Source organism: Moorena sp. SIOASIH (assembly GCF_010671925.1).
Classification (GTDB): domain Bacteria; phylum Cyanobacteriota; class Cyanobacteriia; order Cyanobacteriales; family Coleofasciculaceae; genus Moorena.
Genome location: NZ_JAAHIH010000001.1, coordinates 519,791 through 535,383 on the forward strand (window position 1 = coordinate 519,791; position 15,593 = coordinate 535,383).

At 44.0% G+C, this 15,593-nt stretch carries 13 protein-coding genes and 2 pseudogenes; 3 read left to right on the forward strand and 12 right to left on the reverse strand.

Going from position 1 to position 15,593, the window contains the following annotated elements; translation table 11 throughout:
* Positions 1–27: 27 nt before the first annotated feature.
* Together F6J90_RS02320 and F6J90_RS02325 are read left to right on the forward strand one after the other, a co-directional pair.
* The gene (locus tag F6J90_RS02320; RefSeq protein WP_293090915.1) at positions 28–1,131 is read left to right on the forward strand and encodes a response regulator; all 1,104 of its coding nucleotides are present in this window, start codon (positions 28–30) and stop codon (positions 1,129–1,131) included.
* A gap of 679 nt (positions 1,132–1,810) precedes the next feature.
* Positions 1,811–3,604 (forward strand): sodium:solute symporter, encoded by a 1,794-nt coding sequence (locus tag F6J90_RS02325; protein ID WP_293090916.1) that lies wholly within the window; start codon positions 1,811–1,813, stop codon positions 3,602–3,604.
* Here F6J90_RS02325 and F6J90_RS02330 read toward each other — a convergent pair.
* From F6J90_RS02330 to F6J90_RS02385, 12 genes and pseudogenes are all read right to left on the reverse strand, one after another.
* Positions 3,570–3,809, reverse strand: a complete 240-nt coding sequence (locus tag F6J90_RS02330) for a hypothetical protein (protein ID WP_293090917.1) — start codon at positions 3,807–3,809, stop codon at positions 3,570–3,572. The two genes, F6J90_RS02325 and F6J90_RS02330, sit on opposite strands and share 35 nt — an antisense overlap.
* Complete coding sequence (locus tag F6J90_RS02335; RefSeq protein WP_293090918.1) at positions 3,799–5,517, reverse strand: zinc metalloprotease HtpX; 1,719 nt, start codon at positions 5,515–5,517, stop codon at positions 3,799–3,801. The genes F6J90_RS02330 and F6J90_RS02335 overlap by 11 nt, the downstream gene beginning before the upstream one ends.
* 102 nt (positions 5,518–5,619) lie before the next feature.
* Complete coding sequence (locus F6J90_RS02340; RefSeq protein ID WP_293090919.1) at positions 5,620–5,823, reverse strand: hypothetical protein; 204 nt, start codon at positions 5,821–5,823, stop codon at positions 5,620–5,622.
* Positions 5,824–5,937: 114 nt separating this feature from the next.
* A pseudogene (locus tag F6J90_RS02345) lies at positions 5,938–6,072 on the reverse strand (RNA-guided endonuclease TnpB family protein); the annotation flags it as partial.
* Between the two features lie 88 nt (positions 6,073–6,160).
* The gene (locus F6J90_RS02350; RefSeq protein ID WP_293090920.1) at positions 6,161–7,675 is read right to left on the reverse strand and encodes a reverse transcriptase domain-containing protein; all 1,515 of its coding nucleotides are present in this window, start codon (positions 7,673–7,675) and stop codon (positions 6,161–6,163) included.
* A 561-nt stretch (positions 7,676–8,236) separates the two neighbouring features.
* Positions 8,237–9,374: pseudogene (locus tag F6J90_RS02355) on the reverse strand (transposase).
* 437 nt (positions 9,375–9,811) lie between these two features.
* The gene (locus tag F6J90_RS02360) at positions 9,812–10,153 is read right to left on the reverse strand and encodes a cupin domain-containing protein (protein WP_293090921.1); all 342 of its coding nucleotides are present in this window, start codon (positions 10,151–10,153) and stop codon (positions 9,812–9,814) included.
* 8 nt (positions 10,154–10,161) lie between these two features.
* On the reverse strand, positions 10,162–11,148 hold the full coding sequence (locus F6J90_RS02365) for an endonuclease/exonuclease/phosphatase family protein (protein WP_293090922.1): 987 nt from the start codon (positions 11,146–11,148) through the stop codon (positions 10,162–10,164).
* Positions 11,149–11,351: 203 nt separating this feature from the next.
* A complete protein-coding gene (locus F6J90_RS02370; protein ID WP_293090923.1) occupies positions 11,352–11,504 on the reverse strand; it encodes a hypothetical protein in 153 nt (50 codons plus the stop codon).
* Positions 11,505–11,527: 23 nt separating this feature from the next.
* Entirely contained in the window at positions 11,528–13,039 is a 1,512-nt protein-coding gene (locus tag F6J90_RS02375) for a GUN4 domain-containing protein (protein ID WP_293090924.1), read from the reverse strand.
* Positions 13,040–13,294: 255 nt separating this feature from the next.
* Entirely contained in the window at positions 13,295–14,188 is an 894-nt protein-coding gene (locus F6J90_RS02380; RefSeq protein ID WP_293090925.1) for a phosphodiester glycosidase family protein, read from the reverse strand.
* Between the two features lie 236 nt (positions 14,189–14,424).
* Positions 14,425–14,907: a VOC family protein gene (locus F6J90_RS02385; RefSeq protein ID WP_293090926.1), complete on the reverse strand. Its 483-nt coding sequence runs from the start codon at positions 14,905–14,907 to the stop codon at positions 14,425–14,427.
* 556 nt (positions 14,908–15,463) lie between these two features.
* On the opposite strand from F6J90_RS02385, the gene F6J90_RS02390 reads away from it, so the two are divergent.
* The gene (locus tag F6J90_RS02390; RefSeq protein WP_293090927.1) at positions 15,464–15,592 is read left to right on the forward strand and encodes a hypothetical protein; all 129 of its coding nucleotides are present in this window, start codon (positions 15,464–15,466) and stop codon (positions 15,590–15,592) included.
* Position 15,593: the final 1 nt, after the last annotated feature.

Below are 15,593 nucleotides of genomic sequence, written 5' to 3' on the forward strand. Positions count from 1 at the left end.
TAAATGTTAATTTTTGAAGGAGTTTCTATGTCAAAGATTTTAGTTATTGAAGACGAGGAAGATATCCGTACCATTGTTGTGGAAATACTTCGGGCGGAAAATTTCGATGTTATTGAAGCAGAAAATGGTGAAATCGGTGTGGAATTGGCAAAAAATGAACTTCCTGGTTTGATTATTTGCGATATTAAAATGCCGAAACTAGATGGTTATGGTGTAATGATTCAGTTACGAGAAAATCCATCCACCCAGACAATTCCGTTGATTTTTCTTACGGCTAAATCTATGAAATCTGATCTGCGTATGGGGATGGAACTGGGCGCAGATGATTATCTGACCAAGCCATTTACTAGAGACGAATTATTAGGAGCAGTCACAACCCGCTTAGCCAAGCAGATGGCTGTTGAGCAAGAATCTCAGAAAAAGGTGGATGAATTGCGCAATAACATCACTCATTCACTACCTCATGAGTTGCGTACTCCTCTCAATGGTATTTTGAATCTTGCCCAATTCCTCATAGAAGATTATGATACCATAGAGCGGAATGAAGCTCTGGAAATGCTTCAGGAAATCTGTGTCTCTGGCGAACGTTTATATCGGCTCACCCATAATTTTTTACTCTATGCAGAACTAGCGCGAATCGAGCAACAACCTAAGCAAGTAAGGAAGCTGCTTAATTCTGGAGAGCAAAGTTTTACTAGAACAATTATCCAAGACCTTGCTATCCAAATATCTCAGAAGGTAAATCGGAAAGAGGATTTGCAGTTAGAACTGCAAGAAGCAGTTGTCAAGATTTCTCAATCAAAATTTACTAAAATTGTTGAAGAAATCATTGATAATGCCTTGAAGTTTTCCGAGCTTGGTAATTCGATTCAGATTCAGAGTTATTTTCAGGATAATTACTTTAATATTTTGGTTATCGATCACGGACGAGGCATGACACCAACTCAAATTGCTAAACTCGGAGCCTATATGCAATTTGATCGTCAACTCTACGAACAACAAGGCTCTGGATTAGGGTTGATCATTGCCAAACTGCTGACTGAATTACACGGTGGAGAATTAAACATAAACAGTTTCCCAGGAAAACAAACAATTGTCCATGTTATGCTTCCAGGGAAATTATCAATTTAAGGATTGATTGTTGATTACTAAAGTTTAGTTATTAAACTTTAATTGTTCAGGGTTCATCTATGATATCAAGTATGCTCAGGGAATAGGGAATAGGGAGTAGGGAGTAGGGAGTAGGGAGTAGGTAATAGGCAATAGGCATGCTAGCAATAGGCATGCTAGCAATAGGAACCCACCCCTAACCCCTCCCAGGAGGGGAAGGCAATAGGCATGCTAGCAATAGGTAAAAAAGAATGTGTACCTCATAGCTATCAGAAACGCTATATATTCACTGCTTGTCCAGGATAAAGCTATATCGTTAGCTGATTGCTTATAGCTGACTGTTGACATCAGCTTAACTCTGCTGGCGTCGTTCGTTTATAGTCTTAGTTTTTTTGCTCAAAAGTCCGTTGTCATTTGTTATTGGTATTAAGAGTCCACTTGGTTGAGCCACCTGCAGAAGACTCTTGTGTTATACAATATCAATGCGCTTCGGACTTGATATCATGCCACACTTTCTTGTCGCCATTGATTTTTCCGAGATATAGCGCTACGCCCAAGGCAATAGGCATGCTAGCAATAGCTGATTATAATAGCTTTTGCTGCTTTTATAAATGTCAAACACCTTAATGCGTAGTGCTATAACACCAGTAGTGATTGCCCAAGCAGAGTCTTGACTCCTTAATCCTTCATAATAAAATTCATGCATCCAGTTGATTACATCATTGTTACTATTTACCTGATTTGCATAGTTGTTTTTGGAGTTATTCTTCAACGGAAAGCATCTGAGGGTATAGAATCCTACTTTTTGGGAAATCGCAATCTGCCCTGGTGGGTTTTGGGGGCTTCTGGAATGGCCTCCAATACTGACTTGGCTGGCACGATGGTGATCAGCGCCTTAATTTATGCTCTGGGAACGAAGGGATTTTTCATCGAGATCCGGGGTGGCGTTGTCTTAATTATGGCTATTTTTATGATATTCATGGGCAAGTGGAACCGACGGGCAAAGGTGATGACTTTGGCGGAATGGATGCACTTGCGCTTCGGCTCAGGACGGGAAGGCAATACGGCTCGGATCATAAGTGCTGTTGCTAATATTATCTTTGCTATTGGCTCAATGAGTTACTTTTCGGTTGGGGGCGGCAAATTCTTGGGGGAATTTCTGGGTATTGATGACCGCTATGCTTCGATATTTTTGATTTTGCTCGCCCTGGTATACACGGCTGTTAGCGGTTTTTACGGCGTGGTATGGACGGATGTATTTCAAGGTATTTTGATTTTTATTGCGATTATCTATATTTGTGCGATCGCATTCTCTACGGCAACTATCCCGGATACCTTCTCGGTCTCGATTCCTGGGGCTGAGCAATTGCAAACTTGGAATTTCACGGAGTGGAGCAGCATCTCGCCCCCAATCACAGTTGATCTACCGGGAGACTATGCCATATTCAACTTGTTCGGTGGCGTGATTTTATTCTATCTGTTCAAAGAAATTATGGTAGGGTTTGGCGGCGGGGGTGGCTATATGATCCAACGCTATTTTGCCGCTAAAAGCGATCGCGAAGCCGGGTTACTGTCCTTATTTTGGATAATCTTGCTTTCTTTCCGTTGGCCCTTGGTTACAGCCTTTGCAGTATTGGGTATCCATTACGGAACCACTAAAGCAGTAATTGCTGACCCTGAACTTATCTTACCAACGGTGATCGCAGAATATGTGCCAGTGGGGATAAAAGGGTTGCTGATAGCTTGTTTTATTGCAGCAGCTATGTCTACCTTTGATTCAATAATCAATGCTAGTGCTGCTTACTGGGTTAAGGATATTTATCAAGCTTATATCAATCCCCAAGCCTCTAGCCAACAACTGATTATTCAAAGCCGCTGGGCATCAATTATAATTGTAGTGGTGGGATTGCTATTTAGTTTCAATATTACCAATATCAATGACATTTGGGGATGGCTAACCCTGGGACTAGGTGCTGGACTGTCTATTCCTTTGGTGTTGAGATGGTACTGGTGGCGCTTTAATGGCTATGGATTTGCCCTTGGGACGGTGGCGGGGATGGTAGCGGCTATTTTAACTAAGGCAATAGTACTACCCAATTTAAATTACGCTCAATTTCAGGAATATGCGCTGTTTCTCATTCCCAGCGTTTGCTCATTACTAGGATGTATCGTAGGGACATTTTTAACTGAGCCAACTGACCGGGAGGTGATGGATAATTTCTATAGAGTGACTCGACCGTTTGGGTTTTGGGGAGTAATCCGTCAAAACCTCCCAGCTAATAGTCAGGCAAAAATCAGGAACGAGAATCGGCGGGATATTCTATCTACATTGATCGGGATTCCTTGGCAGATAGTCTTGTTTTTAATGGGAATCATGTTGATGATGAAACGTTGGGATAATTTTGGAATTATGTTGTTTTTATTTATTATCCTATCTATTTGTTTGTACTTTAATTGGTTTAGACACCTGTCAAAAGAGGTGAGATTAGATTAAGTTTGAAACTATAGCAAAGGGAATAGGGAATAGGGAATAGGGAATAGGGAATAGGGAACAGGGAACAGGGAACAGGGAATAGGGAAAAGTAGGAAAGACCGCGCTGCATCACTACTCCCGACTCCCGACTCCCGATTCCCGACTCCCGATTCCCGACTCCCGATTCCCGATTCCCGAAACAACCGGACACGATATCAGAGGACAAAGAAAAGTCCAAAACCCAAAATAATTGCTCCAACTGCAACAGTCAATGACCAGAAACGATGGTAGCTGTTGACAGTGGTGTTATTGTTTTCCAAGTGGATCAAGTCTAGCCAAGGAGCAATTCCTCTGCGGAACCAGCCAACTACATTGACTTGGGAGCCAATTAAGTTCTGCACCTTACTGCTACCAAAGAGGAAGTTACCGATTGGACCAAAGCGAGAAGCATAGCGGGTATAAATCATCCCACTGCGGTCTTGAAGCTTGAGATCGGAACCAAATTTATAGCCAGCATCGCCGCGACCAATTAACTCACCTTGGAGTTTCACGGGACGACCACGCAAAGGACTGGCGTAGGGGTCACACATTAAGGTGAAGATATCCGATCGAGATGATTGCTTGAAATCTGGGTACATCACCAGGGTCTTAATCAAGGTTCCCACAGCAAAGCCAAAAAGCATAAAGCTGGGCAATACTGTTACTTGAGCAGTCCAACTCAAGACGATAGAAGCAATCATTAAACCAGTAATACTACCAATGAATTGAGCATTGAACAATACGATATCCACGGCAAAATTACCATAGAGCTTTTTCTTACTGAGCTGATTGCCTTCTCGGACGACAGTAGCCATATCAAATTCAGTCTCTAAGTCCATTTGCTCAGCATAAGTAGTTAAAGCGCGGACTCGTTTACCGGTTAGGGGATGAGTAGAATTCAACTCCATCCACCAACCCCAGGGGTTAAAGATATCCCAGAGAAAAACTCGTCCAACTTTCTGGGAGTCTGAGGCGATACGATAGGCGGTACCGGTAGAAGCAGCAGCTTTGTGGTCGCAAATACCGAGGGCGCGGGTTCCTTCAATCAATTTACTGGGTTCTTTTGCTCGTTCCCCTTCTTCGACGATACCGTAGGCAATCTTCACCAAAGCTCGTGATAGAGCATTTGGGTTACCGGTAGTTTCAGCAGCAAAGTGATCAGCATAGTACTCTCGGGTTCGGGATAGGTACAGCACCAGGTAAGTGCCGATGATGTAAAACACATAAGCTACCATTGCTGCTGTTTGAGCAGCATCTTTGCCTTTACTGTTACCACCGCCGCGACTGATCCGTCTAGCGAAAGAATAGATCAGGTAGGTGATTTGTACCAAAGTCGCCGCTAAGGTCATTACGGCAAAGTCCCAGTGGACAATATGCCCCAATTCATGAGCATAAACTGTGGCGATTTCATCATCATCAAGGTAAGTAAATAAACCCTGACTAACGACTAAACGAGCGCTGTTTGGTAGGGAACCATAGGTAAACGCGGTGGGATTTTGGTCGTCAATGATACCCAATCGAGGTTGTTTGATATTTTTTTCTTGACAGACCCGCTCAATCACCTCTGCGCTTTCAGGACTATAGCGCTGGATATCTGCTAGGGTTACCCAACGGGTTTGGTAAAGCCAGCGTTGGGTTAAGTCCATGATCCAGGGAGAGATGAAAAAGGCAGCAACATTAAAAATTAGGGTGATGGCAACTGAGATGATTAACCCAGTAACAGGATTGTTACTATTTAGGATTAGCAGCAAACTCAGAGATAAGACTAATACCATCCCAAATAGTAAAGAGATGGTAACACCAGAGGCAAGGGCAAGATTACCGGCAATGCCTTTCATGGCTAACCTGATTCCAGTTTGCGCCACTCTTCCGGCTTTGTGACGGGATTTTGACATGGCTTTAGCTGTTGTTTTTGTTAGGGTTGTTTTTGTTGACTTTGAAGTGAGGGTGGCCAGACATTTTTTTGCCCAATTGCTGACCTGGGAATTTGGGTGATTTTATAACTTCCGACAGAGGGCGATCGCTTTTTTGTTCTCACCATTGCCGCTATAGGCTTTCACCAGAGCTGCTTGGGCTTGACTATAGTCTTGGGAATGGTGATCGGAAGAATGTTGGCAATAGTGGCAATAGTCTTCTAGCCATTGCACCGCCTCTGCATAACGTTTTTGTTTGAGAGCATTTAATCCATTTTCTAGTGACATCGGCGTCTTATGATCATCTCCTAGTTCACTCGGGTCCTACACTTCTATGAACTGTCTATGAACTGTCATTGAAGGTAGTCTGGTCTTGGTTGGGCTTATTTGACACTCCCCGGCCTAAAGGCGCGGGGATTCTTCGTTCAACGATCCGACTTGCTGAACCTGGCCGGAGCCAAGAACAGTAGAGGCCAGATCTCCCGAAGAGTTTGGATAATGGATCCAGGTTCCGGTGTGCCCCACCGTACCCAAGGCTGTTACGGTCGATGCCTGGTATTATCCAGGGCACCTCCGCTTCAGAACTGGACGTGAAACTTTCGCCTCATCCAGCTCCTGAGTATCCTCAACCTTTCGGCTTGCCTAACGGCAGGCTCCAGTGGATTTCTTGGTGGCAGCTTTGATGTACTGCCATTAGGTTCTTTTGCTTCCAATTGTCGTGGTTTCCATCGATGTGATGAAGATGTACATATTCGTCGCTTAGGAACCTATGTCCGCAATGTCCACAGGAATGGTTTTGCTTTTTCAAAGCTTTAGAGGTAGCATCGTCGTATAATATGGAGTTCCTCAAACTCCAATAGACTAGGTCTCCATCGTAGGGGGACTTAGTCCCTTTAACGTTTACGTGTTGATTTTGTTCATACCCTACTGCTGGGAAGCCTTTCTTACATAGTTCATTGGCTCTATACCGGTTTACTTTCTTTTCCTTTCGGAATTTACGGTTTGTGGTTTTATTCATGAACCATAAACTATCTCGGGAACTGCTCATGTCGCAGCTTTTATGGTAATTCCTCCATCCGCGCACGATTGGAGCTAATTTTTGGGCTTTTACTTCAGCGCCATAGTTCGAGTTGTTGACCACGGCTTTAATCTTCTTTCGGATGTTCCGATGGTTTTCCACTGAGGGAATACATCGGAATTTTCCGTTTTTCTGGACTCTCATATGCCAGCCGAGGAAGTCAAATCCGTCTGTCGTTTTGGTCAGCTTGGTCTTTTCTTGATTTACCTCTAAGCCCCTTTGGGCTAGGAAGTTTCTCACTTTATCTAAAATCTTCTCAGCGTTGTCTCTAGGCTTAAGAATAAACACCATGTCATCCGCGTATCGGATGCTGGGGTGGATGTTTTCTATTCCGTCAAGCGCAATATTGGCTAAGAGTGGACTAACCACCCCACCTTGGGGCGTGCCTTGCTCCGGGAATTCCGGATTGATGCCTGCTTTTAGACATCTGAATATCCCCATCTTCAGACCCGCAGGTGCTAGCAATCTATCCATAATGGAGCTATGGGAGATGCGGTCAAAGCATTTCTTGATGTCTAGTTCGATTACCCTCTTTTTAATGCCGTTGCTGTTTGATTTTAGGTGTAGGAACAGGCGCTTTTGTGCGTCTTGGGCACTTCGGCCTGTCCTGAATCCGTAGCTGTCGGCACTGAATGTGGCCTCATGGGCTGGTTCGAGAGCATACTTGGCTAGACATTGCCACGCTCTGTCTTGGATTGTCGGTACTTTCAACATTCTCGTACCCCCATTTTTCTTGGCTATGGGTATTGCCCTTAAGCCTTGGTGCGTCCAGTTTTCCGCACTGGATACTAGTTTTTTAAGTACCTCGAACCGTTCTTTGTAGGATAAGGATGATTTTCCGTCTACTCCTGCGGTTCTTTTTCCAAGATTTAGCTGTGTCACTTGACGGATTGCCAGCATTTGTGCTGAGCGGGATTTCAGAATTAGTTTTTGTAAAGACCGCGCCTTTCTCAGGTCACCATCTCGAACTGCTTTATACACTCGCTTTTGTAGGCGGAAAAGGTTCCGGCGGAGTTGCTTCCACTTTTGACTTTTCCAGAGGTCACTATATCTATTTGACATGTGTCTACCCGTGCTCTTCATCAGTTTTGTGTACTCTGGATACCCGCCACCAGTTTAATGATGGCATCCTACCCGACAGTGGGGATTGAGTTTGGCATAACTTACCGAGGCTCGACTACACCTCAGACCCATATTTGCTGTCGTTTTTACTCGTTCCATCTATCAGATTGTTTTGGTGATTTAGGGCAGTCCAATTTGCCTACCCCCTTCTCAGAGATTACAGCTATCGAAAAGATAACGCTGTGAGAATGAGAGGGTCAAGTCGCACATTTTTCATTCCAGATTGTGGCTTCATCCTTAGACACTTTTCTAGGACTAGTTTTACCCATGTCACCTCCCCGTTAGCGCCAGTGATACCTATCTGCTTCGGTTCTGATTGCGCCCTGGTGCCAGCTTCACTCTGCGGAGTTGCCGCTCGCTCGGTGTGGCCAAGATAGGGAGTCACTTGTCTCTTCAAGGGGTGGGTTTTCACCACCATCCGAAAGACAGTTAGAACTTTGAGGTGTTTTTAACCTCGCGAGTCCCCTAGCTCATACCCCTCCAGTCGCTGGAGGCTCCTAGCTAGAACGAGCCGCACCTTTTCAAAATGTTGATCGCAGCGTTGTGATCACGGTCTAATTCACAGCCACATTCGCAGATGTGAGTCCTAGTTGACAGTGACTTTTTTACTACTTCGCCGCATTCTGAGCAGTTCTGGCTTGTGTAGGCAGGGTTTACCGCAACAGTGACTCTGCCAAATTTCTGACCAAAATGCTCCAACCATTTCCTAAATTGATACCAACCTGCATCATTAATAGACTTAGCCAGGCAATGGTTTTTAACCAGGTTTTTGACTCTTAAATCTTGCCTTACGGCACGCTGCGCGAACATAGGCGACCAGGTCGTTAGACCGGATTACGCAGCGCGCCAGTCTCTTGGCGTGCTCTATGCGCTACGCGCAGGCTACGCCAACACGTTGCCTACTTATTTTAAGGTGTTGCCTGCCTAACCTATTAACTGCTTTCTTGCGATTAGTTGAGCCTTTCTTTTTCCGAGATACTCGGCGTTGATAAAACTTTAGACGCTTTTCCCCTGTTCTATAAAAACGTGGGTTAGGTTCAGTGTTCCCCCTAGAATCGGTGTAGAACTCCTTTAGTCCTACGTCTAATCCTACAGTGGCGTCAGCAGGCTCTAATTGTTCATTCACATCAACAGAGATGCAAAATTGAACATAGTACCCATCAGCCCTCTTGACCACTCGAACCCGTTTAATTTGCTTTTTGTCGAAACGCCACAAGTCCCAGGTACCCTTGAGTTTTAGCTTGCCAATTCCTTTCTTGTCACTGAAGGTTATTGACTTTTTGTCAGGAGACAGTTTCCATCCCGACTGTTTATATTCAACCGATCTACAGTGTTTTTGAAAGCGTGGAAAGCCTTTCTTCCCTGGTACCTTCTTCTTACAATTTTCAAAGAAGCGAGAAATTGACGACCATGCTCTTTCAGCCGCAGCTTGTCGGGCGGTAGAGTTTAGTTCATTAGCAAAAGGGAAATTCTTAGCCAGGGTCTTGCAGTACTTATTTAAGTCGTATTTACTCAACCCTTTATTGTCTATCCATAACCGAAGGCAGCTATTTCTCACGAACTTAATTGTCCGAATAGCCTCGTCTATGGCTTGATACTGTGCCTTTTTTCCGTATGCCTTGAACTCAATAATAATCATCATAAATCGACCTTTTCTGCTATACTATTATACTAACACGCTTAGCACAAATTGACAAGTATTAACCTGTATTTTCGCGCTTTGCGACTAAAGTCGCTAGTCACTTTCATCTCCGCTCTAAAGAGGCGGAGTTTTCAGTGTTTAGTTTTCTAATAAACTATTCCCATCTAAGGAGATAATTTCCTGATTTAGAGTGATTTGGGAAATATAAATTTACTAGAGTTAAGGGAAAATGAGACGACAATAAATAGCGATCGCATTTCCCCATAACAGCAGTAACCTCTACTAAGTAATCAGGGCTAGCTAATCAAGTTATGAAATGTTTTACAAAACTTAATACTTCACTAACTCTACTTGTAGGGTCAACAGTCAGGACCCTAGACCATAAGGGCGTTTAGAATCCAGTTTTCGGTAAGTCTTGAGAATCTTGCTCAGGTCTACTTCTGTTGCAAATTGCCATGAACGGCTAGCCAAATGCAGGGTGGCTCAGCACTGGTATATTCCACTCGATGCTTTTGATGAGCTTTAATAAATAGATAATCCCCTGGTTTGAGCTTGACACTGGAACCGTCAACGTAGCTAAGGGTTGCTTGCCCTTGTAACAGGATTACCCATTCGTCTTGGTCTTGGTCATACCACTCTCCCGTTGGTGTAGTTTGTCCAGTGGAGATGATGCGCTCGATTAATAGGCTCTCGGTAGATATCAACGGTTCAAACAGTTCTTCGGTAGGAAGTTCAGGAGGTAAGTTGAAAATGTTAGCTATCTCTTCAGTGTTCATACATCACCTTATGAATCAAGTTCAATGGAGACAACGACCTGTCCGTGATCAGATTGCCAAGTCTCAATTTTCTCTTCACTCAAAGTTTCGTCGATCAGATGATCATTGAAAAGGGAGACATACCCAACTCTGCCAATGCGTTTGGGATTTTGAACCACGAATTCCTGACTCACGAGGATGTGATCTAGGCTCTCGTGGTGGCCATTATGGATGTGGGTGTAGTAGAAGTCACCATAGTTTTGTCGAGCTTGAATGTCTTTGACGTAATACAACAACGTATCCCAGATCATCTGCTTTTGCTGAAACCAGAGTTTTCTCAAAGGGGGCTCTCCAGAAACGATTTGAGAGGTTATAGCCACACCACTATCATTGACATCACCCATCACTATTACCGGATGATCCCTGTGCTGAAGCTTATCCATCAAAATTACCCGCAAAGCTGTTGCTTCAGCTGCTCGCAGGATTAGAGCTCTGGCTTGTCCTTTGGCTTTTTCAATCGGGTCGTTGCGGTCTACTCCATCTGGGATGATCGGACGCTTGGACTTGAGGTGAATGACAAAAACTGTACAATCAATCGTGTCACTCAGCTTGAGATGTGCTTCCAACACTGGTCGAGAAAAACGCTTGAGTGGGATGTCTGTTCCTTGGATATCCAGGCATGCCGTAGTGGGAAAATCTTGGATGACGTTGTATTCAAGCACTGGAAACCTGGAGGTCAGGGCAACAACTGGACTTTTACCCGTAGGCTTTGCTACCACAGTTGTAGCATTGTCATAAACTTGGCTCTGAGCCAGTGCTTGTTGGAGAGCTTCTTGATGAAATACCTCTTGAAAGCCAACAATGTCAGCTTTCATCTTCTTCAGTTGTTCACCAATCCAGGTGGTCTTAAGAGCGTACTCTGTTTGGGTATATATCTTCTTTCTATAGTATGGGACATCTGGTAGCACTAAGTTGCATAGGTTAAAGGTTCCAACCTTGAAACGATTTCGATTCATGATTTTTATTTGCGCTGAGAGCTATGTCTCCAGCTTGGCATTTCCTCATCTAAAGATGCGGGGAGTCTCGGTTCAAGGAAGAGCTGTAAAAAAAAAGGGTAAATGTGGTAAATGTGGTAAGTGTGGTAAGTGTGGTAAGTGTGGGGCGCGGGGAGTGGGGAATTTTTGCCTAATTGCGAAATTGAGATGCACCCTAAAAGATTCTAGTTGGGGAAACTTACAGCGTTTTTCATAACTATGAGGTAAACAGGATTTTTTTCCTGTTCCCTGTTCCCTGTTCCCTGTTCCCTGTTCCCTGTTCCCTGTTCCCTGCTCCCTGCTCCCTGCTCCCTAAAACCGAAGAATTTGTACCTCACCCAAATAAGAATTGCTATCAATGCTATAACCAACACTCCTCAAGGTGAGAGAATAAATTAATCCTCATCCTCCAAATCGATAATACTCCCAAATTCATGCCATCACGACCAACTAGAGTTGGCAGGTGACCCACTGGAGCCCAGATTACGGAAAATGTAAGGTCTTCATAATTTTTCCATCGTCTTCTGAGGTGCAATCCTTTCCGCTGTCGCCATCCCACACGATGACCAAATTGTTGATAAAGCTTAGTTTGATACGCTAATAGGTTAGGGAAATAATTACTGCGGGAAATACTGTTTGGGTTGTAATAAGAACTTAAAACATAAACGCTTCGGTTGAATTCCAGTTTATCAACGTTATTATCGTCACTATCAAGTTTTCCCCCAAGCTTCTCCCAAATTTCTTTTTGCAAACTGAAGCCGAATTGCCCACTGCTATACTTTAGCCAAAGCCCCTCAATGGTGTGTAGATCGGTGCAGGGAAAATTCTTGATTGACTCAGGGTCGAGATTGTTGTATTCTTCTCGACCAACTGCTTTGACCATCAGAGCAAAAGTTTCCTGATCGGCTTCTTTCCATTTACCGGCTCTTAGTAAATCTCGCAAGTTAGAGTAGTCTATGCCTTGATCAGAAATGAGTTGGTCAGGTTGGTGTAGGTCAACAGTTATCCCCAACTCTTTGTGTTTTTTAGTTAAGGTATATTGAACAATTTCAGGAATTTTACCATACCGTTCATAGTTTTCCACAATTTTGCGATACTTGGCTTCGATTTTGCGATACTCACTATCGGGATCATGGTTGCGGTCTTGATTCATTAAAATAGTCAGTAAAATATCCAACCCTTTATTATCGATAAACAGAGCTGGCTCGATCTCGGGCTTAATAGTCTGGACTTTTTCGGTGGCATAGTTATGTAATTCACGAACATAGATTAAGCCAGCCCCATCTCGGTCTGCTGCACCAGTTTCAATTCCTTCCACTAAGTACTGGGTGTAAAGGGAAGAATGAGCTGGTTTCTGTTCAAAAGAGGTTTGTGTAGTTGTGGAGGAGGTGAGAACTGCTCGCCCTGGAGCACTGAGTTCTTCCTTGAGATTGACACTCACAGGTTCTGTCAGCCAACCGTCAACTGAAGCACTATAGTAATCACACTCAAGAATTACTATTTGTTGCTGAGCATCACTACGACTCAATTGCTGGTGTAAAAAAGAAGCGGGCAAGGTAGTACCTTCAAGGTTATCTTTAGTCGTGATGCTAGTTGTTAAATAAAGTTTACCATCCTGATGAATAATTCCTTTGCCAGAGAAAAAAACTAGGGCTAAGTCATTGACCCCACATTGGTCAACTAGCTTCTGAATTGCCTGTTTTAGGGTTTCCAGATTGGGATTGAGCAGCAACTCTACCCGATTAAAATCCCCTAGGTTTTTCTCTTGCAAAACTCGCTGCATTGCTTCTACATCATTGGAGGCAGCTTGATGGGTAGTTAAACCTTCTGCATACTGATCAACCCCGATCAGCAGTGCTACTTTCTTAGCCATTTACTTTTTCACTAATGCCATCTCTTATCTTCTTATAGCATTTCTAAAATAGGTGAGGTACACAAGTTTTGGATTTTAGGGAATCGGGAATCGGGAATCGGGAATCGGGAATCGGGAATCGGGAAAAAATCTTGTGTACCTCATCAAGAGGAGAACTGCTATATAATAATTAAGGACTGATTAGATTTTCAGAGGGTTCCTACTCCCTACTCCCTACTCCCTACTCCCTACTCCCTACTCCCTACTCCCGACTAGTCACGGGTCTTGGTTAACCATTAGAATCGATTTAATTTTTCTTTTGATTCGATTTCCGTTTTTGTCCACTCTCCCATAAACGGTTTTGCCGTTATAATAAAGAGCGGAGGAGCTTCCTCCATCTAGATTCATGGCTTTTTCAACCCCGGCAATTTTCAGGAAAGTAGCCAGGGCCCTGAAGGACATACCGGAATTTCTGGGAGCTTCTGGTTTTTGAGCCACCATTACTAACAAAATGCTGCCATCAGGAGTAATACCGACTGCACTTCTAGCATTGAGTCGGCTGCTCCCTAGGGCATCTCGTATGACTTTCCCATTTTCTACAGCTAAAAAACCTTCGGTGACTGATGTAATTTGTGGAACCAGCAACGGACCACTGCCTAGGGCATCTAATAATTCACAACCGGGGGGGGTCGGTTCACTGTGTAGGGTAATATCATAGCGGACTGTTGACCCACAACGGTATCGCCGAAATTCTGATCGATTGAGAATTTTATCCATGTAGGGCTGTAAGTTGGGATTTTGGATCAGCCCCTGGTTGTCACGGGGATCTGCTACCAGTTGCCCTTGCTTGATTACGATTGAGGTGGTCTTCTGATTTTTTGGGTCAAAAAAACCGCCGTTGATGGCAGCTACAGCTTGGTGCTTTTGGGCTAAATCTTCTAAGGTGATTAACTGTTCCGATATGGCGGGAGTAACGGAAAATCCACTTTCAGCTGGAATTAATAAGGTGTGAACCACACTAAAGTCTAGAGTATGGGATTGGTATTTGATCTGTTTCTGGGGTGGGGAAACATCTGAAGAGAGGGCATCGGGTGGCTGGTGATTCCGGATAGATGACCACGCAACCCCTAAACCTATGGCAATCAAGCTCAGCCCAAGGATTTTTCTCACGTTCTGTTAAAAGCAAGTAACTATAGCAAAGGGAACAGGGAGTAGGGAGTAGGGAGTAGGGAGTAGGGAGTAGCGATGCAGCGCGGTCTTGGGGGTTCCCCCCACTCGCTATTGCATCAAGACGGGAGTAGGAAATATAGCATCAAAAATTATCACAATTCCTACACGGATCCCTATTTTTATGTAAGTCCAAGCTACTCCAGACTCCCGACTCCCTATTCCCCTTACTACAGTACTCAACCGGATGTCACATCATAGAGCATAATCCGATGACCATCGTAATCACAGAATCCTTGCTCAGTGAAATTGAGGTTTGGTGGTCTAGTAAAGTAATTGGGCTCAATGGTGTCAAGTCCCAGTTCACGGATTTTCTGAATGGTTAGGGTGAGGTCTTTTACTCTGACCACCAGGGCTAAACGATAGGGAGTGGTAGGGGTGGGTAATTCAATTCCTTTGACTTCGGTCAGAGCCAGGGCTCTAGGTTCGTCTTCTGTACTGAGTGATGCAAATTTGAGCTGAGCAGTTTTGGGAAACTGAAACACTGGGTATAGGTAAGAGTCTGGGGATGCTTCAGCTAGATAGTCGAGCTTAAATCCTAGAATATCTCGGTAAAGGGTGAATGCTCGTTCGAGATCAGCAACCACCAAGCAGGGGCGCTTGATGTGAAGCTCATCTAGATTAGGGGTATTGGGGTTGACTGAGGGCTGATTGGTTTCCATTCACCCACCTAATTTTGTCTGAGCTAATTATATAGCAAAGGGAATAGGGAATAGGGAATAGGGAATAGGGAGTAGGGAGTAGGGAGTAGGGAGTAGGGAGTAGGCAAAAGGCAAGAGGCAAGAGGCAAGAGGGAAAAAATATTGTGTACCTAATAGCTATGATAAACGCTATAAAGCTTGGGGAATTGGTAAGTGGAAGAAGTGTTGAATATAAAACTTGGGATGAAGTAGTTTTCGATAATATGCTATCTTTAATACCATTTTTTTGCCGTTTTATCCTACTTTTTTAGTGATGGTAAACCTTCAACCTGCCAACCTGAAAACCTTATAGCAATTCTACGACTTGTGAGGTACAAATTTCTGGTTTTTAGGGAGCAGGGAGCAGGGAGCAGGGAGCAGGGAAGAGGGAAAAGGGAAGAGGGAAGAGGGAAAAAATAATGTGTACCTCATGAGTCCTATAAACGCTATATAACCTTCAACCTTATATAGCAATTATCATAGCTATGAGGTGCAAAGCGATCCCCCTAAATCCCCCTTATCAAGGGGGACTTTTAGGTTGATAATTGTACCTCATAAGTGCAATAAAGGCTATAACCTTCAACCTTACAACCTTCAACCTTACAACCTTCAACCTTCAACCTTCAACCTTCAACCTTCAACCTTCAACCAAATAACTGATAGCTGAT

Bases quoted from the DNA above. Each gene is read 5' to 3' on its own strand.
- F6J90_RS02340 (WP_293090919.1), bottom strand. From the start codon at position 5,823: ATGTCACTAGAAAATGGATTAAATGCTCTCAAACAAAAACGTTATGCA.
- F6J90_RS02350 (WP_293090920.1), bottom strand. From the start codon at position 7,675: ATGTCAAATAGATATAGTGACCTCTGGAAAAGTCAAAAGTGGAAGCAA.
- F6J90_RS02385 (WP_293090926.1), bottom strand. From the start codon at position 14,907: ATGGAAACCAATCAGCCCTCAGTCAACCCCAATACCCCTAATCTAGAT.
- F6J90_RS02335 (WP_293090918.1), bottom strand. From the start codon at position 5,517: ATGTCAAAATCCCGTCACAAAGCCGGAAGAGTGGCGCAAACTGGAATC.
- F6J90_RS02325 (WP_293090916.1), top strand. From the start codon at position 1,811: ATGCATCCAGTTGATTACATCATTGTTACTATTTACCTGATTTGCATA.
- F6J90_RS02360 (WP_293090921.1), bottom strand. From the start codon at position 10,153: ATGAACACTGAAGAGATAGCTAACATTTTCAACTTACCTCCTGAACTT.
- F6J90_RS02365 (WP_293090922.1), bottom strand. From the start codon at position 11,148: ATGAATCGAAATCGTTTCAAGGTTGGAACCTTTAACCTATGCAACTTA.
- F6J90_RS02375 (WP_293090924.1), bottom strand. From the start codon at position 13,039: ATGGCTAAGAAAGTAGCACTGCTGATCGGGGTTGATCAGTATGCAGAA.
- F6J90_RS02320 (WP_293090915.1), top strand. From the start codon at position 28: ATGTCAAAGATTTTAGTTATTGAAGACGAGGAAGATATCCGTACCATT.